Annotated in this window: 16 protein-coding genes and 2 tRNA genes; 11 read left to right on the top strand and 7 right to left on the bottom strand. The window is 66.7% G+C overall.

Annotation, left to right across the window (positions count from 1 at the left end; all coding sequences use genetic code 11):
* Positions 1 to 95 precede the first annotated feature (95 nt).
* The 3 genes from DFR24_RS08075 to DFR24_RS24390 all read right to left on the bottom strand — a co-directional run bounded on the left by DFR24_RS08075 (position 96) and on the right by DFR24_RS24390 (position 1,248).
* Positions 96 to 791 (bottom strand): VIT1/CCC1 transporter family protein, encoded by a 696-nt coding sequence (locus DFR24_RS08075; protein ID WP_133880768.1) that lies wholly within the window; start codon positions 789 to 791, stop codon positions 96 to 98.
* Between the two features lie 216 nt (positions 792 to 1,007).
* A tRNA-Arg gene (locus tag DFR24_RS08070) sits at positions 1,008 to 1,084 on the bottom strand.
* 50 nt (positions 1,085 to 1,134) lie between these two features.
* Positions 1,135 to 1,248: transfer RNA gene (locus DFR24_RS24390), tRNA-Arg, on the bottom strand.
* A 159-nt stretch (positions 1,249 to 1,407) separates the two neighbouring features.
* Here DFR24_RS24390 and DFR24_RS08060 point away from each other — a divergent pair.
* On the top strand, positions 1,408 to 2,739 hold the full coding sequence (locus tag DFR24_RS08060; RefSeq protein WP_133880767.1) for an LLM class flavin-dependent oxidoreductase: 1,332 nt from the start codon (positions 1,408 to 1,410) through the stop codon (positions 2,737 to 2,739).
* An 11-nt stretch (positions 2,740 to 2,750) separates the two neighbouring features.
* Positions 2,751 to 3,461, top strand: a complete 711-nt coding sequence (gene rluF / locus DFR24_RS08055; RefSeq protein WP_133880766.1) for a 23S rRNA pseudouridine(2604) synthase RluF — start codon at positions 2,751 to 2,753, stop codon at positions 3,459 to 3,461.
* A gap of 243 nt (positions 3,462 to 3,704) precedes the next feature.
* Here rluF and DFR24_RS08050 read toward each other — a convergent pair whose 3' ends face one another.
* A complete protein-coding gene (locus tag DFR24_RS08050) occupies positions 3,705 to 4,514 on the bottom strand; it encodes an SDR family oxidoreductase (RefSeq protein ID WP_133880765.1) in 810 nt (269 codons plus the stop codon).
* A 331-nt stretch (positions 4,515 to 4,845) separates the two neighbouring features.
* Here DFR24_RS08050 and DFR24_RS08045 point away from each other — a divergent pair, with 331 nt between their 5' ends.
* From DFR24_RS08045 to DFR24_RS08010, 8 genes are all read left to right on the top strand, one after another.
* Positions 4,846 to 6,318, top strand: a complete 1,473-nt coding sequence (locus DFR24_RS08045) for an aldehyde dehydrogenase family protein (protein WP_133880764.1) — start codon at positions 4,846 to 4,848, stop codon at positions 6,316 to 6,318.
* Between the two features lie 5 nt (positions 6,319 to 6,323).
* Positions 6,324 to 7,967 (top strand): flavin-containing monooxygenase, encoded by a 1,644-nt coding sequence (locus DFR24_RS08040; protein ID WP_133880763.1) that lies wholly within the window; start codon positions 6,324 to 6,326, stop codon positions 7,965 to 7,967.
* Positions 7,964 to 8,917, top strand: a complete 954-nt coding sequence (locus tag DFR24_RS08035; protein ID WP_133880762.1) for an alpha/beta hydrolase — start codon at positions 7,964 to 7,966, stop codon at positions 8,915 to 8,917. Before DFR24_RS08040 ends, DFR24_RS08035 begins: the two co-directional genes overlap by 4 nt.
* 144 nt (positions 8,918 to 9,061) lie before the next feature.
* On the top strand, positions 9,062 to 10,117 hold the full coding sequence (locus DFR24_RS08030; protein WP_133880761.1) for an alcohol dehydrogenase: 1,056 nt from the start codon (positions 9,062 to 9,064) through the stop codon (positions 10,115 to 10,117).
* 11 nt (positions 10,118 to 10,128) lie between these two features.
* Positions 10,129 to 11,334, top strand: coding sequence for a CaiB/BaiF CoA transferase family protein (locus DFR24_RS08025; RefSeq protein ID WP_133880760.1), 1,206 nt, complete (start codon positions 10,129 to 10,131; stop codon positions 11,332 to 11,334).
* 101 nt (positions 11,335 to 11,435) lie between these two features.
* Positions 11,436 to 13,079, top strand: coding sequence for a flavin-containing monooxygenase (locus tag DFR24_RS08020; protein WP_133880759.1), 1,644 nt, complete (start codon positions 11,436 to 11,438; stop codon positions 13,077 to 13,079).
* Between the two features lie 242 nt (positions 13,080 to 13,321).
* A complete protein-coding gene (locus tag DFR24_RS08015) occupies positions 13,322 to 14,230 on the top strand; it encodes an alpha/beta hydrolase (RefSeq protein ID WP_133880758.1) in 909 nt (302 codons plus the stop codon).
* Positions 14,136 to 15,044 (top strand): SDR family NAD(P)-dependent oxidoreductase, encoded by a 909-nt coding sequence (locus DFR24_RS08010; protein WP_133880757.1) that lies wholly within the window; start codon positions 14,136 to 14,138, stop codon positions 15,042 to 15,044. Before DFR24_RS08015 ends, DFR24_RS08010 begins: the two co-directional genes overlap by 95 nt.
* Before the next feature lie 103 nt (positions 15,045 to 15,147).
* Here DFR24_RS08010 and DFR24_RS08005 read toward each other — a convergent pair whose 3' ends face one another.
* The 3 genes from DFR24_RS08005 to DFR24_RS07995 form a co-directional block, all read right to left on the bottom strand.
* The gene (locus DFR24_RS08005) at positions 15,148 to 16,128 is read right to left on the bottom strand and encodes a LysR family transcriptional regulator (protein WP_133880756.1); all 981 of its coding nucleotides are present in this window, start codon (positions 16,126 to 16,128) and stop codon (positions 15,148 to 15,150) included.
* A gap of 65 nt (positions 16,129 to 16,193) precedes the next feature.
* Positions 16,194 to 16,718 carry a nitroreductase/quinone reductase family protein gene (locus DFR24_RS08000; RefSeq protein ID WP_133880755.1) on the bottom strand — a complete coding sequence of 175 codons (525 nt, stop codon included), beginning with the start codon at positions 16,716 to 16,718 and terminating at the stop codon, positions 16,194 to 16,196.
* A gap of 117 nt (positions 16,719 to 16,835) precedes the next feature.
* Entirely contained in the window at positions 16,836 to 18,164 is a 1,329-nt protein-coding gene (locus tag DFR24_RS07995) for a spinster family MFS transporter (protein ID WP_246051551.1), read from the bottom strand.
* A gap of 227 nt (positions 18,165 to 18,391) precedes the next feature.
* Between DFR24_RS07995 and DFR24_RS07990 the strand changes: the two genes are divergently transcribed.
* Positions 18,392 to 19,384, top strand: coding sequence for a DUF7064 domain-containing protein (locus tag DFR24_RS07990; protein ID WP_133880754.1), 993 nt, complete (start codon positions 18,392 to 18,394; stop codon positions 19,382 to 19,384).
* Positions 19,385 to 19,386: the final 2 nt, after the last annotated feature.

Genomic DNA, 19,386 nt, shown 5'->3' with positions numbered 1-19,386 from the left:
ACCGCAAGGGTAACCGCGTGGCGGTTCGACGACTTGTCGCCTGCTGCTAGGAGCCCGGGCGGTAGGAACGCGCACGGTTCCTACCGCCCAGGCTCCTAGAGCAGCGCGCCGACGGCGTCTCCGATCAGGGCCGTGAATCCCATCGCGAGCGCGCCCCAGAATCCGACGCGGAGCGCGCCGCGAAGCACTGGCGCTCCACCGGCGCGCGCCGCGATGGCGCCCAGCGTCACCAGCGCGAGCAGGGCGGCGCCGGCGCACAGCGTGGCGACATGTTCGAACGGCGCGATGCAGGCCGTGGCCAAAGGGACCAGCGCACCGGTGGAGAACGCGGCGGCCGACGCCAGCGCAGCCTGGAGGGGTCGCGCGCGCAGCGCTTCGGTGATTCCCAGTTCGTCGCGGGCGTGCGTTCCGAGCGGGTCCTTCGCGGTCAGCTGCTCGGCGACGCGGCGCGCCAGATCCGGATCCAGTCCACGGCTGCGGTAGATCGTCTCCAGTTCGGCCAGCTCGCGCTCCGGCTCGTCCGCCAGCTCGCGCGTCTCGCGGTTCAGGTCGGCGGTCTCGGCATCCGCCTGCGTGCGGACGGACACGTATTCGCCCGCGGCCATCGACATTGCGCCGGCCACCAACCCGGCCACGCTCGTCACCAGAACGCCCTGGCTCGCGGTTTCCGCCGCAGCGACGCCGATGACGAGGCTGGCCACCGAAATGATCCCGTCGTTCGCACCCAGCACCGCGGCTCGCAACCAGCCCACGCTGCTGGCCCGATGGTTCTCGTGGTGCAAGGAAGGCATGGGCAAGGTCCTGATAGGCGAGGGGCGGGAATCCCCCGTTCGGCCCGGCCTGAAGATGGTGAGCCCCGCGAGGTTCGACCCAAGCGCGTTGATGTACTACAAAAAAAGTGGTGCGCCCTGAGAGATTCGACCAAAAGCGCGCAACGCGCGCGTTGGCGTGAGCGAAGCGAACAACTCCCCGGGAGTGAGAATCTCCGGCGTACGGCATGGAAAAATTGGTGCGCCCTGAGAGATTCGAACTCCCGACCCTTAGGTTCGAAGCCTAATGCTCTATCCAGCTGAGCTAAGGGCGCATGACCTGCATTGTAAAGGTGACCGTCTCACCGATGCGTAACACTTCGCCAGCGCCCTGAGAGATTCGACCAAAAGCGCGAAAGCGCGTTGGCGTGAGCGTAGCGAGCAACTCCCGACCCTTAGGTTCGAAGCCTAATGCTCTATCCAGCTGAGCTAAGGGCGCATCGGGCGGCATTGTAAGGGCGGCTGGTCCCGGGCGCGCCGAAAAATATGGCGCCGCCGTAGCCCGGACGAAGTCCGGGATCGTCTGTAAATAGATCGAACGGGCCCCGGACTTCGTCCGGGCTACGGGTGGGCGCGGCCTTCGCGGTAAATTCACGCGATGAGCCAGGACAAACCGCAGCTTCACCTCGGCGCCTTCATGCGCCCCGTCAGCATCCACACCGGCGCATGGCGCTACCCCGGCGCGTTCGCGGATGCCAACTTCAATTTCGGACATCTGCGCGATTTCACGCGCACGCTCGAACGCGGCTGCTTCGACGCGTTCTTCATGGCCGATCACCTGGCCGTGTTGAACATGCCCACCGAAGCGCTCAAGCGCAGCCACACGGTGACGTCGTTCGATCCGCTGACCTTGCTGCCGGCGCTGGCCACGGCCACCGAGCGCATCGGGCTGATCGCCACGGCCTCGACGACGTTCGAACAGCCGTATCACGTGGCACGCAAGTTCGCGTCGCTGGACTGGATCAGCGAAGGGCGCGCCGGATGGAACATCGTCACGACGTCCAACCCGGATGCCGCGCTGAACTTCGGCATGGACGACCACATGGAGCACGGGGAGCGCTACAAGCGCGCCCGCGAATTCTTCGACGTGGTCACCGGCCTGTGGGACTCCTGGGCGGACGACGCGTTCGTGCGCGATGTCGACAGCGGCCTGTACTTCGATCCGGCCAGGTTGCACACGCTCAATCACAAGGGCCAGTACCTGTCCGTGCGTGGTCCGCTGAACATCGCGCGGCCGGTGCAGGGCTGGCCGGTGATCGTGCAGGCCGGTGCTTCGGAACCTGGCCGCCAGCTCGCGGCCGAGACGGCCGAAGTGATCTTCGGCGCTGCCGGCACGATCGAGGACGCTCGCTCGTTCTACGCGGACATCAAGGCGCGAATGGCCGCCGTCGGGCGGCCGCCGGACCGGTTGAAGATCCTGCCGGCCTGCTTCGTCGTCGTCGGCGACAGCGTGGAAGAGGCACGCCGCCGGCGCCTGCATCTCGACAGTCTCGTGCACTACGACTCGGGCCTGGCTTCGCTGTCGATCATGATCGGCACCGACGCGTCGAAATTCGATCCGGACGCGCCGCTACCGGAGATTCCGGAGAGCAACCAGAGCAAGACGCAGCGCGCCCTGGTCATCGCGGCGGCCAAAGAAGAGAACCTGACGGTGCGCCAGCTCGCGCAGCGCGTCGGCGGCTATCCCGGCCTTTCGATGGTCGGCACGCCGCGCACGATCGCCGACCAGATGGAGGAGTGGCTGGTCACGAAAGCCTCGGACGGTTTCAACGTGATGTTCCCGTACCTGCCGGCCGGTCTCGACGACTTCGTGAATCTCGTCGTGCCCGAGCTCCAGCGCCGCGGCATCTTCCGCAAGCAGTACACCGGCAAGACGCTGCGCGAGCACCTGGGCCTGCCGCGTCCGGAAAACCAGTTCTTCGCACGCTGATGCCGGACGGCATGCGGCTCAACAAGTACATCAGCGAGACGGGCGTCTGCTCGCGTCGCGCGGCCGACGCGTGGATCGAGGCCGGTCGCGTCAGCGTCAACGGCGCGAAGGCCGAACTGGGGACGCGCGTCGGCGAGGGCGATATCGTCGCCGTCGACGGCAAGACCATCGGCGCCAAGCGCAAGCCGGTTTACATCGCGCTGAACAAGCCGGTCGGCATCACGTGCACGACCGAGCGGCACATCGCCGGCAACATCATCGACTTCATTGGTCACCGCGAGCGCATCTTCCCGATCGGTCGTCTGGACAAGGAGTCCGAAGGCCTGATCCTGCTGACCAACCAGGGCGACATCGTCAACGAGATCCTGCGCGTCGAGAACCATCACGAGAAGGAGTACGTCGTGACGGTCGACAAGCCGGTCGACGAGGCCTTCCTGCAGGGCATGGCTGCGGGCGTGAAGCTGCCCGAGCTCGACGTCATCACCAAACCCTGCACGATGAAGGTCGTCGCGCCGCGCGTGTTCCGCATCACGCTGACCCAGGGCCTGAACCGCCAGATCCGCCGCATGTGCGCGGTGTTCGGCTACGACGTGCGGCGCCTGCAGCGACTGCGCGTCGTCAACATCGATCTTGGCGGGTTGAAGGTCGGCAAGTGGCGCGATCTCACGGACGCAGAGTTGCGCGGCCTGTTGCCGAAGCGGTTCGGTGCGGCGAACGCCTGACGGGATGCTCGGCGGGCTTTCGTTCGTCGACTGCACGAATTCACCGCAAAGGCGCAAAGGGAAAAGAAAGGGCGCAAAGAGCATCGGTAACGCCGGCATTGCGCGTCCCGAAAGCTCCGCTGTTTGCCCCGTTTACGAGGTTTTCCTTTTTATCTTTCTCTGCGTCCTTTCTTTTCCCTTTGCGCCTTTGCGGTGAGCTTTGAAGGTCCGACCGCCGGATCAGCTGCCGACGGCGCAGCTCCGCTAAGCGTTCACCCCCCCATCGACGACCAGCTCGGCGCCGGTCTGCCACTGTCCGGCTTCCGAAGCCAGGTATCGCACCGCGTTCGCCACGTCCGCGACACTGCCCAGGCCCAGCGGATAACGGGACGCGACGGCTTTTTCCGCGATTTCTTCGTTCGGCAGCAGGCCCATCTTCACGTAGGCCTTGAGCGTCTGGATGCCCATGTCGGTCTTGATCAGGCCGGGGTGGACCGAGTTCACGCGGATGCCGTATTTCAGGCGCGCACACTCGACCGCGGCGGCCTTGGTCATCAGCCTCACGGCGCCCTTGCTGCCGCAATAGGCGCCCAGGCCCGCGGCGCCCTTGATGCCGCCGATCGACGAGAGATTGACGATCGCGCCGCCGCGTCCGGCCGCGCCACCCGGCCGCATCGTGCGGATCGCGTGCTTGATGCCGAGGAAGACGCTGGTCGTGTTGACCTCCATCTGCTTGCGAAAATCGTCGACGTCCATGTCGGCGAAGAATCCTGCGAGTTCGATTCCGGCGTTGTTGACGACGATGTCGAGACCGCCGAAGCGATCCACCGCTACGGCGACGGTGCGCTCCCAGTCGGCTTCGCTCGTGACGTCCTGCCGGACGAATGTCGACGTGCTGCCCAGCGATGCGGCGACGTCTTCGCCGCCGGGATTGATGTCGGAGATCAGCACGCGCGCACCGCCGGCCACCAGAGCGGCGGCAATCGCGGCGCCGAGTCCGTCCGCGCGGCCTGCGCCGGTGACGAGCGCCACCTTGCCGTCGACTCGGTAAGGATCGTTTGACTTCGGGTCCATGCACGTCACCTCGATTTGTTTTCGGTCGTTGTCACGCCGCCGTGGCGGCGCGTCGGGAAGGCTGGATAAGAGCACGTGTCCCGGGGCGCGTGCCATACGAAATCCGTATCGGAGGCAGAGCAAATCGGAAGTAGTCGTGGAATGCGCGCGCTGCAACCATCGATGAACCTGCTTCGCTGCACTGCACAACGTGCAACGTGCAGGCATGAACGACATCGGGATACGAAACCGGTATCCCAGCCAGAACGGATCCGTATTGGTCGCGCCGCGATGCTTACGGGATCATCGATCAACGCGCATCAGACGCGAAACAAAGAGAAGGAGACGCCGCATGTCGACATCGCATCCGTTCCTGAGCCGCCCCGTTCTTCCGCTGTTCATCGACGGCAAATGGGTCCAGGCCCGCTCCGGCGAGACCTTCGACTGCGTCAACCCTTCCACCGGCGCGCTGCTGACGAAGGTGGCGCGAGGCGGCGCCGAGGACATCGATGCCGCGGTCACCGCCGCGCGCAAGGCCTTCAACGGCGACTGGCGCAAGCTCAAGCCGCTCGATCGCCAGAACCTGATGCACAAGGTTCTCGCGGCGATCGAGGAGCGCTTCGAAGAGCTCGCGCTGCTCGAGACGCTCGACATGGGCGCGCCGATCGCGCGCACCTCGACGTTCCGCCGCTGGATCCAGCTCGCGTTCCGCTTCTACGCGTCGCAGGCGGTGCAGCCGCGCGGCACGGTGTTCGCCAACTCCGTGCCCGGCGAGTTCATGAGCTATTCGCTGAAGCAGCCGCTGGGCGTCGTCGGCGCCATCATTCCGTGGAACGGGCCGCTGATCACGCAGCTCTGGAGCATCTGCCCGTCGCTGGCCACCGGCTGCACGCTCGTGCTCAAGCCGGCCGAGGAAGCGCCGCTGTCGGCGCTGATGATGGCCGAGATCCTGACGCAGGCCGGCGTGCCGCCCGGCGTCATCAACGTGGTGCCGGGCCCGGGCCCGACCGCCGGCTCGGCGCTGGCCGCGCACATGGACGTGGATCGCGTGACGTTCACGGGATCCACCGCGACCGGTCGCAGGATCGTCGAGGCCTCCGCGAGCAATCTCAAGCGCGTGTCGGTGGAACTGGGCGGCAAGTCGCCGGACATCGTCTTCGCCGATGCCAACCTCGATGCGGCGGCCGTGGGCGCCGCGATGGGCTGCTTCAACAACACCGGGCAGGTCTGCTACGCCGGCACGCGACTGCTGGTGGAGCGCTCGATCTACGGCACGTTCATCGAGAAGGTCGCGGCAGCAGGGCGCGCATTGCGCGTCGGCGACAGCCTGGATCCTTCGACGCAGCTCGGCCCGCTGGCATCGCGCGCGCAGCTCGATCGCGTGGCGAATTATTTCGACGTCGCACGTGCGGAGGGCGCGCGCTTCGTCTCCGGCGGCGATCGCGTCGGCGGACCGCTGGCGAACGGCTACTTCGTCACGCCCACGGTGCTCGCCGACGTGCACAACGACATGCGCATCGCGCGCGAGGAAGTCTTCGGCCCCGTACTCGCCGCGATTCCGTTCGACACCGAGGAGGAGGCGATCCGCCTCGCCAACGACACCAGCTACGGACTCGCCGGTGCGCTGTGGAGCCGTGATGTCGGTCGCGTTCATCGCGTCACGTCCGAGCTCAGGGTCGGCATGGCCTGGGCCAACTGCTACGGCGTCACCGATCCGAGCGTGCCGATGGCCGGCACGCGATCGAGTGGATACGGCGTCAAGGGCGGACCGTTCCACATCGACGAATACCTGACCGCCAAGACGGTCTGGCTCAACACGCAGTGAGTGTCATGACGATCTCCCAGCCCTCCGCATCTGCCTCCGGCACGTTCGACGTCGTCGTCGTCGGCGCCGGTTTCTCCGGCCTGTACCTGCTGCATCGCCTGCGGCGCGCCGGCTTCTCGGCCGTGGTGCTGGAAGCCGCCGACGATGTCGGCGGCACCTGGTACTGGAACCGTTATCCCGGTGCGCGATGCGACGTGCCCAGCGTCGAGTACTCGTTCTCGTTCGACGATTCGCTCGAGCAGGAGTGGAACTGGACCGAGCGCTACGCCGCGCAGCCCGAGATCCTGAAATATCTCGAACACGTCGCCGAGCGCTTCGATCTGAAGCGCGACATCCGTTTCAACACGCGGGTCGAAGCCGCCACGTACGACGTCGACGCCGAACGCTGGACGGTGCAGGCCGAGAACGGCTCGACGTTGCAGGCGCGATTCGTCGCGATGGCGACGGGCTGCCTGTCGACGTCGAGCATTCCGAACCTGCCGGGCCTGTCCGATTTCGCGGGTCCGGTGCTGCACACCGGCCGCTGGCCGCACGAGCCGCAGGATTTCACCGGCAAGCGCGTCGCCGTCATCGGCACCGGTTCGTCCGCCATCCAGGCGATTCCGGTGATCGCGCAGCAGGCAGCGCACCTGACGGTGTTCCAGCGCACGCCCAACTTCAGCCTTCCGGCGGGCAACCATCCGCTGAAGCCGGAAGAGGTCGAGCAGGTCAAGGCGACCTATCCCGAACGGCGCGAATACCTGCGTCGCTCGCGCAGTGGCGCCACCTACGAATACGCCACCGTGCCCGCGCTGGCGACACCGGAGGAAGTCCGCCGGGCGGAGTTCGAGCGGCGCTGGAAGATCGGCGGCGCGAATTTCATGCACGCCTACACCGACCTGGTGAAGGTCCGCGAAGCCAACGAACTCGCTGCGCAGTTCGTGCGCGACAAGATCGCGGCCACGATCCGTGACCCGGAGACGGCGCGAAAGCTGATGCCGACGAGCTATCCGATCGGAACCAAGCGCATCTGCCTGGATACGGATTACTACCCGACCTACAACCGCGACAACGTCTCGCTGATCGACCTGCTCGAAGAACCCTTGCAGACGATCACGGCCAACGGCGTGCGAACGTCGCGCCAGGAATATCCGGCCGACGTGCTGATCTGCGCGACCGGCTTCGACGCGATGACTGGCTCGCTGCTGGCGATGGACATCGGCACGACGGACGGCCAGTCGCTGCGCAAGGTGTGGGCGGAAGGTCCGCGCAATTATCTCGGCTTGATGGTCGCGGGCTTTCCGAACCTGTTCACCGTCACCGGGCCGGGAAGTCCGTCGGTGCTCAGCAACATGGTCACGTCGATCGAGCAGCACGTCGACTGGATTGTCGACTGCGTCGACCACCTGCGCAGCAAGGGCCTGGCCACGATCGAGGCCTCGCAGGATGCGCAGGACGCGTGGGTCGATCACGTGCGCGAGGTGGCCAACACCACGCTCTATCCGCAGGCGGCCTCGTGGTACATGGGCGCCAACATCCCGGGCAAGCCACGCATGTTCCTGCCGTACATCGGCGGCGTCGGCGCGTACCGCGGCAAGTGCGAGGAAGTGGTCGCGGCCGGGTACAAGGGCTTCGTGCTGAAGCCGGCGCAGGCGAGGGCAGCCGCATGACGATCGGGCCCGACCTGTCGCTCGTCGATCCGGATCTGCGGGCCGTCATCGGCCTGCTGCCGGACCTGTCGAATCTTTCCGACACGACGTTGCCGGCGGTGCGCACCGCCGTGTCCGGCGTGCCGGCCGCACTGGGCACCGACGATGCCGGCGTGAAGGTGACGCGCATCGAGTTGCCGGGGCTGAACGGCGCTCCGGCCGTGTCGGCGCTGCTGTACGAACCGCCTGCGGGAAATGGCGCTTCGCTGCGGCCCGTCGTGCTGGATCTTCACGGTGGCGGCTACGTCGCCGGCACCGCGCAGCGCGATGACCGCGCGCTGCGTACGTTCGCCGCCACGCTCGGTGTGGTGGGCCTGGCGCCGGATTACCGCCTGGCGCCCGAGCATCCGCATCCGGCGGCACTCGATGATGCCGCGGCGTCGCTGCGATGGCTGCACGCCAAGGCCGGCGAACGGCGCCTCGACATGACCAGGCTCGCCGTGCGCGGTGTCAGCGCCGGCGGCGGCCTCGCGGTCTCGCTCGCGCTGCGCGAGCACGCCGAGCGTCGTGAGCGCATCGCGCATCTGCACCTGCTGTTCCCGATGCTGGACGACCGCACCGGCGATCACGCGTTCAATGGACGGTTCGTGTGGACCGCGGGCGCCAATCGCTACGGCTGGTCGTCGTTGCTGAGCGGGCACGATCGCAAGGCGCCACCGGCGTTCGCCGTGCCGGCGCGTGCGGCCGACGTCTCCGGGCTGCCGCCGACGTTCATGGCGCTCGGCTCGATCGATCTGTTCGCGAGCGAGGATCTGGTGTTCTCGACACGGCTCGTGGATGCCGGTGTCGCGCTCGAACTGCACGTGTATGCCGGTGCGTTCCACGCCTTCAATCTCGTCGCCGATGCGCGCTGTGCGAAGGCGCTGGCGCGCGACGAGGTCGAGGCGCTGCGACGGGCGCTGTGCGAGTAGGACCGCGGCCCCCTGGAGCGCCGCCGACGCTCGGCTTCGCCTCGCGCCCTCACCCGCGCTGCGCGCGACCTCTCCCGGGGGGAGAGGTAAGCCATTTTTAGAAAGTCCCAATAGAACGAACGACGGACTGGAGAAGAAGAAATCATGAAAGCCTGGATGGTCGTCAAGCCAAGCGCGCCGCTGGAATCCTTCGAACTGCCGACGCCCGAGCCGCAGGGCTCCGAGGTGCTCGTCGAAGTCACGCATTGCGGCATCTGCCATTCCGATCTGCACTTCTGGAAGGGCGAATACAACATGGGCGGCGGCAAGATCATGAAGCTCGCGGATCGCGGCGTGGAACTGCCGCGCGCACCCGGGCACGAGATCGCGGGCCGCGTCGCCAAGCTCGGGCCCGATGCCACCGGCGTGAAGGTCGGTGACGTGCGCGTGGTCTATCCCTGGCTGGGCTGCGGCAATTGCGAAGCCTGCGCCACCGGTGACGACAACCTGTGCACCGCGCAGCGCTCGATCGGCGTGGTCCGCAACGGTGGCTTCGGCTCGCACGTGGTCGTGCCGCACTCGCGCTATCTCGCCGACCCCGGCAACGTGGATCCGGCGCTGGCCGCCACATACGCGTGCTCGGGCCTGAGCGTGCTGTCGGCGGTCAAGAAGCTGCCGAAGCTGGCGCCGGAAAAGCCCGTCGTGCTGATCGGCGCCGGCGGACTCGGGCTGCTCGGCATCGCGATGCTGCAGTCCTTCGGCCATCGCAACATCGTCTCGATCGATCTCGATCCTGCCAAGCGCGCCGCCGCGCTCGAAGCCGGCGCGCGACAAGCCGTCGACGGCTCGCCCGAGGGTCTTGCCGGACGCATCACCGCGGCCTGCGGCGGTCCGGCGTCGGCCGTGCTCGATTTCGTCAACAACGACGACACCGCGCGCGTGTCGTTCGAGATCCTGGCCAAGGGCGGCACGCTCGTGATGGTCGGCGTCGCCGGTGGAGAGTTGCCGCTGTCGCTGGCCGGCATGATCTTCCGTGCACTGACGATCCGCGGCAGCAACACCGGCACGCCGGCCGATCTTCGCGAGGTGCTGGCGCTGGCCAACAGCGGCAAGCTCAAGCCGACGCCGGTGCAGTGCTGCCCGGTGGACGACGTGAACCAGGCGCTGCTGGACCTCAAGGCCGGACGCGTGACGGGCCGCTCCGTGCTCGTTCGTTGCTGATCGATCCCTTCATGAATCTTCCCGACGTTTCCGCGTTGCCGATGCAGGGTCTGCTCGTCCTCGACCTGACGCAGATCTACAACGGACCCTATGCGACGTACCTGATCGCGCTGGCCGGCGCCACGGTCCTCAAGGTCGAGCCTCCGGGTGGCGAACCGCTGAGACGCCGCGGTGTCGTCGGCGGAGCGGGGCTGCCGTTCGCGATGCTCAACGGCTGCAAGGAGTCGCTGCAGATCGACCTCAAGAGCGAGGACGGCAAGCAGGCGCTGCGTGCGCTCGCGAAAAAAGCCGACGTGCTGGTCGAGAACTTCGCGCCGGGTGTCATGGACAAGCTCGGACTCGGCGACGCCTCGCTGCGTGAAGCCAATCCGCGGCTGATCTACGCCTCCAGTTCCGGCTTCGGGCGCAACGGTCCCTATTCGCAGTACCCGGCGATGGATCTCACGGTGCAGGCGATGTCGGGGGCGATGCACGTCACCGGGTTCCCGGATCGTCCGCCGGTCAAATGCGGTCCGGCGATCGCGGATTTCTTCGCGGGCATCCATCTGTACGGCGCCATCGCCACGGCCCTGTACGAACGCGAGCGCACTGGCATCGCGCGCCGCCTCGAGGTGTCGATGCAGGACGCGATCTACGCGTCGCTGTCGTCGAACCTGGGCATGCACTGGTTCACCAAGGGCGAGTCGACGCTCGCGCGCACCGGCAACCGGCATGGCGGGCTGGCCGAAAGCCCCTACAACGTCTATCCGACGGCGGACGGCTGGATCGCGCTGATCTGCGTCGGCGACGCCCACTGGCAGCGGCTGACGCAGGTCATGGAACGGCCCGATCTTTCGGCCGATGCGCGCCTGCAGACGCTCAAGCTGCGCGTCGAGCACATGGATCTGGTCGATGAGGTCATCGGCGCCTGGACCGTGACGATGGAGACGCAGGCGCTGTTCGAGAAACTGATCGCCGCAGCGGTGCCGGCGGCGCCGGTGCGCAACCTCGAAGAAGTCATGAACGATCGCAACATGCACGCCCGCGGCGCGCTGGCGCGGATCGAACATCCGGACTACGGCTCCATCGTGGTCCAGCGTTCGCCGATGCAGTACGACGGCGTCGAGCAGCGTCCGCTGGAGCCCAGCCATCGGCTCGGCGTCGATACGCGGCGCGTGCTCGAGACCTTCACCGATCTGCCGGCGGAGACGATCGGCCGGCTCGCGTCGAAAGCCTGAGCCAACACCCGCATCCTCATCGATGAGCCGGTCCATACAAGCGCCGCGCCTCTTCGTTCATTAACGTCTGCGTCATTGCCCTTCGGTTTCAGGAGTCCGTCATGTCGAACACCCCGCAGCACTACGACGCCATCATCATCGGCGCCGGATTCGGCGGAATCCGCGCGCTCCACGAGTTCCGCAAGATCGGCCTGAAGACCAAGGTCTTCGAGGCCGGCACCGATGTCGGCGGCACCTGGTACTGGAACCGCTACCCGGGCGCCCGTACCGACTCCGAGGCCTGGTGCTACTGCTACCAGTTCGACGACGAGATACTGCAGACCTGGGACTGGAAGGAGCGCATGCCGTCGTGGACCGAAGTGTTCGCCTACCTGCGCAAGGTGGTCGACAAGCACGACATGCGTCGCGACATGCAGTTCAGCACGCGCATCCAGAGCGCGCACTTCGACGCGGCGGCGAACCAGTGGAAGGTGACGACCGACAAGGGCGAGACGGCCACCTGCCAGTACCTGATCTCGGCCTCCGGCGTGTTGACGGTGCCGTACATGCCGCCGTTCCCGGGCCTCGAAACGTTCAAGGGCGAAGTGCTTCGCTCGTCGAGCTGGCCGCGGCACAAGGTGGACTTCGCCGGCAAGCGCGTGGCGCTGGTCGGCACCGGCGCCACCGGCGTGCAGATCATTCCGGTGGTGGCGCAGGTGGCCGGGCACCTGACGGTGTTCCAGCGCACGCCGAACTACGTGATGCCGGGCCGCAACCACTACATCGACGAGGAGCAGCGCGAAGGCATCCGCGCCAACTACGACCAGATGTGGAACTGGACGCGCACCAATCCGTTCGCGTTCCCGATGGCGCCGTGCAACCAGATGTTCGACGACTACACGCCCGAGCAGCAGCAGCGCATCTTCGACGGCGGCTGGGAGGTGGGGGGCTTCCGCTTCATCTTCGAGACCTTCGCCGACATGCTGGTCAATCCGAAGTGCAACGAGGCGGCGGCGGCGTACATCCGCAACAAGATCCACACGGTCGTCAAGGATCCGAAGACCGCCGCGATCCTGAGCCCGCACTACCAGTTCGGACTCAAGCGGCCGCCGCTCGGCCATTTCTACTACGAGACCTTCAACCGTCCCAACGTGAGCCTGGTGGACGTCAAGGACACGCCGATCGAACGCATCACGCCCAAGGGCCTGGTGGTCGATGGCCAGGAGTACGAAGCCGACATCATCATCTTCGCCACCGGCTTCGACGGCGGCACCGGTGCGCTGACCTCGATCGACGTGCGCGGCCGCAACGGGCGCACGATGAAGGAGACCTGGGCCAACGGACCGCGCACGCACATGGGCACGACGGTGGACGGGTTCCCGAACCTGTTCATGATCTCCGGCCCGCAGACCCCGTTCGCCAACATCCCGATCATCATCAACTCGGGCGTGGAGTGGATCGGCAAGATCATCCAGAAGGCGCGCCGCGACGGCGAGATCGTGATCGAGGCCACGCCCGAGGGCGTCGAGGGCTGGGTGCAGCACGTGCAGAAGCTGTTCTCGATGACGGTCATGGACAAGGGTGACCACGCGGTGCACAGCTGGATGATGGGCAACAACATCCCGGGCAAGACGCGCAGCGTGCTGTTCTATTTCGGCGGCGCGCCGATGTACTTCCAGGAGCTCGACGAGAGCGTCGACATGGGCTTCCCGGGATTTACGTTCTCGGCGCCGGAGAAGGCCAGCGCGCGTGCCGCTGCGAGCTGAGATATCCACCGGATGATTCTGCCGGGGGAGTGAACACCGATTCCGGGCCGATTAACCGCAAAGGCGCAAAGGGAAAAGAAAGGACGCAAAGAAACGCGAAAAACTGCATTTAAAGATGAGACCTCATCGGTGATGCTCGCCCGTCCAGGATCGCACTCATAAATGCCTTTGCGACCTTTCTTTTCCCTTTGCGCCTTTGCGGTGAAAGTCTTGTCAGAACGAAACTGCTAAGGAGAGAGAAAATGGCCAAGGCCGAGAAGAACGCGCTGTACGACATGGGCGGCAAGATCGCCGCATCACTCGCGTCGAACCCGAACATGGGACTGGACAGCCTGCGACTGCTGCTCGAGGACCTGCAGAGCCTGTCGGCCGAGCCGACCGACGTCACCTACGAAGAGGTCGATGCGGGCGGCATCCACGCGATCTGGGCACGCCCTACGGGCGCCGCGAAGGACCGCGTGATCGTCTACACGCACGGCGGCGGCTTCGTCACCAACTCGGCGGCCAGCCATCGCAAGGTCGCTGCGCACCTGGCCAAGCAGGCCGGCGTGCTGGCGCTGGTCATCGACTACCGGCTTGCGCCGGAGAATCCGTTCCCGGCGCAGATCGAGGACGCGATCAAGGTGCACGAATGGTTGCGCAAGCAGGGCTTCAAGCCCGAGGCGACCGCGCACGCAGGTGACTCGGCCGGCGGCAATCTCGCGCTCTCCAGCGCGCTGAAGATGCGCGAACTCAAGATGCCGCTGCCCGCCGCGATCGTCACGTTCTCGCCCTGGCTCGACATGGAGAGCAACGGCAAGAGCTTCCAGACCAACGCCGAGAGCGACGTCTTCATCAGGCGCGAGACCAGCGTGATGATGGCCGGCCTCTACGTAGGCAGCGCCTCGCGCACCAACCCGCTGGCCAATCCGCTGCACGCGGACCTCAAGGGCCTGCCGCCGCTGTTCGTCGCCGTGGGCGATGCGGAAGTGCTCGAGGACGACGCCCGCCAGATCGTCGAGAAGGCGCGCGCGGCCGGTGTCGACGCGACGCTCGAATTCGGTCCCGGGCAGCAGCATGTCTACCCGTTCATGGCGGGACGCTCGCGCGCGGCGGATACGACGCTCGCGAACGCCGGCAAATGGCTGCGACGCCAGCTCAAGGTCGGCTGATGTTCTTCACGCATCTGCACCGGGAATCCGCATGAGCCTCGAAGGCAAGGTCGCCATCGTCACGGGTGGCGCAGGCGAGATCGGCGCCGCTGCCGTGCGACGTCTCGTCGCGATGGGCGCCAGGGTCGCGATCTTCGACCGCGATCCGGACGCGCTGAAGACGATGGCCGCCGAACTCGGCGACAAGGTCAGCACGCACACCTGCGACGTCACCGACGAAGCGGGCATGAAGTCGGCCATCGATGCGGCCGCCGCGCACCACGGGCGGCTCGACATCGGCGTGCTCAACGCCGGCATCCCGCACGAGCGCAAGCCGATCCAGGACCTGGACATGGCGGTGTTCGACAAGGTCATGGCGGTCAACGTGCGCGGCGTGATGCTGGGCCTGAAGTACCTGTTCCCGCACTTGAAGAAGGTCGGCGGCGGCTCGATCGTCATCACGGCGTCCACCGAAAGCCTGCGCGGCAACGAGGGCATCGTCGGCTACACCGCGAGCAAGCACGCCGTCGTCGGCCTGTGCAAGACCGCGGCGCTCGAATGGGCGCGCCACAACATCCGCGTGAACTGCGTGAACCCCGGTCCCTGCGACACGCCGCTGCTGCGCTCCGTCGAAGAGATCATGACGAAGAAGGGCGTGGCCAACGTGCGCGAGAAGAGCGTCGCGATCATTCCGATGAAGCGGCTGGCGCGCACCGAGGAGGTCGCGAACTTCATCGGGTTTCTTGCCAGCGATCAGGCGAGCTATTCGACGGGCGGCACGTACCTGCTCGACGGCGGGATGCTCGCGGGCAAGCAGGCGCTCGAAGGTCAGTAGCAGCAGCCTGCGTAGCCCGGGTGCAACCCGGGGTTTTCCTCGCAATGCGAGCGGTGATCCCGGGTTGCACCCGGGCTACGGGGGCGAAAAGGGCTCTGCGACCTCAGTTCGATGCGGGCGGCACACGGCCGGGCACGGCCCGAAGGACCGGTGTCGCACTGCTCAGATCGCCCGCGTCCACGCCGCTCATCGACGCGCCCTGTTTCTTCACGACGTCGACGACGAGATCCCGTACGGCGCGTCGCGCCGGATGGGCCACGGCCGTGGTCATGCCGGCCAGCGACAACACGCCGCGAAACTCCGGGTTGACGACGCGCTGGACCCTGAAGATGCCCTGCGCTTTCTCCTCTTCTACGCAAGAAGCCGGCAGCAGGCAGAACGCCTGCCCGGACATCGCGACGGCCTTCATCACGCTGGCGGACTCGGTCTCCATCGGCGATTCGAGGCGCCGGCCGAAGCGCTCGGCGACGTCGTCCAGGATCTTGCGCCACGTCGACGACCGGCAGGGCATGACCAGCGGGTGATCGAACAGGCGCTCGAAGTCGATCGTCGGCGCGTACGGCTTGCCGTCGTGACGGCCGACCAGGCAGAACTCCTCCACGCCGAGCGGGATGACCTCGCAAGGCGTGTCTTCCGGCAGGCTGAACAGGATCGAGAGGTCCAGGCGCCCTTCGAGCAGCCACTCGTACAACGACGCGGTACTGGCATCCGTGATGTACAGCGAGATGTTCGGCAGCTCCTTGCGTACGCGGTCGTAGAGCAGGGGCGCCAGCATCGGCGAGGCCGAGGACGGGATGCCCAGCGAGACCGTCCCGCTGGTGCGCGTCTGGCGTCCCTTGATGCTTTCGATCGTCTCGCGGTGGTACTTGAGGATCGTCGTCGCCCGCTCGTACAGCTCCTTGCCCTCGGCCGTGAGTTCGACGCCGCGGCTGTTGCGCTGCATCAGCGCCACGCCGAGCTCGCTCTCCAGATTGCCGAGCTGCACGCTCAGTGCCGGCTGCGCCACGTGCAGCCGCTCGCTTGCCTTCATCAGGCTGCCGGAGTCGGCGATGCCGACGAAGTAACGCAGTTGCTTGATATCCATCGTGCCGTCTCCGACGCGCTAGCGAGGCGCCCGCCGCCGTCTGACTATGCGCGCTCTACGTGCGATCAGCCGCCGCTGACGTCTTCGTCGATGATATCCATCACGACCAGCGGAATGCGGCGGCTCGTGCGCGCCTGGTACATGCCCTGCGTCGGCTGCTCATCGACGATCGACGGCCACACGCGCTCGTGCTCCGCCCCTTCCAGCGTGCGCGCGATCGCGCGGAATCCGCGGCGGGCGACCTGGATGTGGCACTGTGGATTCGCCTGCAGGTTGAGGAACCACAACGGATGTTCCTCGGTGCCGCCGCGCGATCCGACGACCAGGAACTTGCCGTCGCGCTCGTAGTACTGCAGCACCGTGTGCAAGGTGCGGCCGGTCTTGCGCCCGGTGTAGGTCAGCATCAGGTTCTTCACGGGCCCGCCCGGCACGCCGATGACGATCGGATCCCAGATGTGGGCGGCTTCCGGATCTTGCTTGTACTGCTCGCAATGGTCGTTCAGCGCCTTCTGCACGGCCTCCGGCAACTGCTGCAGTTCATCGACCTTCGCGTTGCGGCTGATGTAGGTATCGAACTGATCCTGGGACATGGCGAAGCTCCTCCAAGGGGTTGTGCAATCTTGTCGTGCCGGATCCGCGCGGTCTTGGATCGAACGGTCGTGCCGCCCGACCGCCCCTCCCACAGGTGAGCGCCGCCGGTCAACGCCTCAGCTCCGCCCCTCGATCTGCAGCAGGCTCGCGCGGTAATGGATGCGGCCGCGTGCCAGCAGCACGAACGCCAGCAGCTGCGCGGCGCAGGTCACGATGGCGAGCGACAGGTGCACGCTGGCGTCGTCGGCGAACACACGGTCGGTGAGCAGGGCGACCGCCGTCGGGCCGAAGCCCAGTCCGACGATGTTGACGACGAACAGGTAGATCGCCGACGTCTGCCCGCGCATGCCGTTCGGCACGAGGTCCTGGATGGCGCTGGCGGCCACGCCCAGCGGCATGGCGATGAAGATCGTGACCGGGATCATCAGCACCGCCAGCGCGGTGCCGTTGGGCATGAAGGCCATCGCGAGCGACAGCGGAGCCCCGATCAACCCGCCGAGCATGCCGACGCGCAGCGTGGCGTCGCTCATGCCCTGCGACCGCCAGCGGTCCGCCAGCCAGCCGCCGAAGACGATGCCGAAGCCGCCGGCGAAGCAGACGATGGTGCCGTAGACCAGGCCGACGTCGCGGATCTCCCAGCCGTGCACGCGCTGCCACACGCTCGGAATCCAGGCGTTGACCGAATAGAGCGCCAGCGCGATGCCGGCGAAGCCGAAGTTGTGCAGCACCACCGTGCGCCGGTGACGTGCCAGCGTCCCGAAGACCTCGCGCAGCGGAATCGGCGATGCGCCGGCGGGCGTGCCGTGGCGCAGCGGCTCGCGGATCAGCAGCAGCACCCACGCGAACAGCAGGCCGATCCCGCCCAGCAGGTAGAAGACCAGCTGCCAGGGACGCGTCGCGCCAACCAGCGGCAGGATCGTCTCGCCTTGCTCCGCCGCGAATCCGACGACGAGGCCGCCCAGGACGTAGGCCATGCCGGTGCCGATGAAGATGCCCGTCGCGAAGACACTGATGGCCGTCGCGCGACGCTCCGGCCCAAAGCTGTCGGTGATCAGCGAGTACGCGGCGGGGGACAAGGCGGCCTCGCCGATGCCCACGCCGACCCGGCCCAGGAACAACTGCCAGTAGTGATGGCCGAGCCCGCAGGCCGCGGTCGCCAGACTCCAGAAGGCCACGCCCCAGGTGACGATCCAGCGGCGACTGGCGACGTCCGCGAGGCGGCCGAGCGGAATACCGCACAGCGTGTAGAACACCGCGAACGAGAAGCCCATCAGCAGGCTCATCTGCGTGTCGCTGATCCCGAGGTCGCGCCGGATCGGCGCCACCAGCAGGCTCATGATCTGGCGGTCGATGAACGACAGGATGTACGCCAGCGTGAGCAGCCCGACCGTGCACCAGGCGATCAGGGGACGCGGGTAAGCCGACGGCGCCGCGGAAGCTGCCACGTGCGTGATTCCTGAGGAGGGTCGGGATTGCGCCCGGTCAGGGCGTCGTTCTTCGGATGGGGCGAGAGTCCCGGGAACGGCGAGGGCCGTCAAGCACGGCGACGAGGACTAAGGGCGATCCCCTGATCGCGGTCGATCGCCTCCCGGCTGGAGACAGAATGCGGCAGGCCGCGCGTCGTCGCGCGCAGGCCACCGGAAGAATCGACCGCCCAACAGGAGAGCGCACCGTGATCACTGCCCGAGACATGGATTTCCACCACGCCGCGGGCGTGAATCACGAGTGGGCGGAAACCAACTTCTTCAGCTTCTACATTCCCGAGGAGCGTCTGCTCGGCACCGTCTACACCGTCGTGCGCGCCGGCCTCGGCGTCTGCGTCTCCGAGTTCATCGTGTATCGCGGGCTGGCCACGGATCGCATGAACGTGGTGCACTACGACGTCACCGAGCATCTGCCGATGCCGAAGAGCTATGCCGACTACGCGCTGCCCAACGGCATGCATGTGAAGGCCATCAACGCACCGCGGGACTACCGGATCGACTACAAGGGCCGCAACGGCACCGAGTTGCACATCGACTACGTGGACCTGATGGACCCGTTCGACATCCACGACGCCAGCCAGAACGCGCGTGCCCACGGCGATGCCTCTGCGCAGGCCGCGGGGTCGGGATTCGGCGAGGGCTACAAGGGCCACTTCGACCAGACCGCGCACGTGACGGGCGAACTCAAGCTGGGCGGCAAGACGTACCGGATCGACTGCGTCGACACGATGGACCACAGCTGGGGCCCGCGACCCGAGCACGACATGCACACGTTCTGCTGGATGCACGCGAGCTTCGGCAAGGACCTCACCGTCCACATGATCCTGCACTTCAAGCCGTTCGCACCGCGCGGCAGCCAGTACGAACTCGCGCACGGTTACGTGCTGCGCGACGGCAAGGTGAGCCCGATCGTGAAGGCGAAGGTCGCGTCGGATCGTGTCGGGATTCTCGGGGTCTCGATGGAAGTGGACGTGACCGACGCTTCCGGCGGTACGGTGTCCATGCGCGGTGGCGGCATCGCCGGCGGCGCATGGCTCTGCTACCTGTGCCTGCACATCAGCAATACGCTGCACCAGTGGACCACGTCGGACGGCCGCACCGGCTACGGCGTCGTGCAGGACATCCTGAGCATGGATGGCATCGCGCAGCGCAATCTCGAGGCGATGCAGGCCTCGTCCTAGTC

It is taken from the genome of Panacagrimonas perspica (genome assembly GCF_004364935.1).
In the GTDB taxonomy this organism is placed as follows: domain Bacteria; phylum Pseudomonadota; class Gammaproteobacteria; order Nevskiales; family Nevskiaceae; genus Panacagrimonas; species Panacagrimonas perspica.
The sequence above is the reverse complement of the archived record's forward strand: the minus strand, read 5'-3'. Positions and strand labels throughout refer to the sequence as shown.

Coding starts and splice junctions, on each gene's coding strand:
- DFR24_RS08075 (WP_133880768.1), bottom strand. CDS start 791: ATGCCTTCCTTGCACCACGAGAACCATCGGGCCAGCAGCGTGGGCTGG.
- DFR24_RS08060 (WP_133880767.1), top strand. CDS start 1,408: ATGAGCCAGGACAAACCGCAGCTTCACCTCGGCGCCTTCATGCGCCCC.
- rluF (WP_133880766.1), top strand. CDS start 2,751: ATGCGGCTCAACAAGTACATCAGCGAGACGGGCGTCTGCTCGCGTCGC.
- DFR24_RS08050 (WP_133880765.1), bottom strand. CDS start 4,514: ATGGACCCGAAGTCAAACGATCCTTACCGAGTCGACGGCAAGGTGGCG.
- DFR24_RS08045 (WP_133880764.1), top strand. CDS start 4,846: ATGTCGACATCGCATCCGTTCCTGAGCCGCCCCGTTCTTCCGCTGTTC.
- DFR24_RS08040 (WP_133880763.1), top strand. CDS start 6,324: ATGACGATCTCCCAGCCCTCCGCATCTGCCTCCGGCACGTTCGACGTC.
- DFR24_RS08035 (WP_133880762.1), top strand. CDS start 7,964: ATGACGATCGGGCCCGACCTGTCGCTCGTCGATCCGGATCTGCGGGCC.
- DFR24_RS08030 (WP_133880761.1), top strand. CDS start 9,062: ATGAAAGCCTGGATGGTCGTCAAGCCAAGCGCGCCGCTGGAATCCTTC.
- DFR24_RS08025 (WP_133880760.1), top strand. CDS start 10,129: ATGAATCTTCCCGACGTTTCCGCGTTGCCGATGCAGGGTCTGCTCGTC.
- DFR24_RS08020 (WP_133880759.1), top strand. CDS start 11,436: ATGTCGAACACCCCGCAGCACTACGACGCCATCATCATCGGCGCCGGA.
- DFR24_RS08015 (WP_133880758.1), top strand. CDS start 13,322: ATGGCCAAGGCCGAGAAGAACGCGCTGTACGACATGGGCGGCAAGATC.
- DFR24_RS08010 (WP_133880757.1), top strand. CDS start 14,136: ATGTCTACCCGTTCATGGCGGGACGCTCGCGCGCGGCGGATACGACGC.
- DFR24_RS08005 (WP_133880756.1), bottom strand. CDS start 16,128: ATGGATATCAAGCAACTGCGTTACTTCGTCGGCATCGCCGACTCCGGC.
- DFR24_RS08000 (WP_133880755.1), bottom strand. CDS start 16,718: ATGTCCCAGGATCAGTTCGATACCTACATCAGCCGCAACGCGAAGGTC.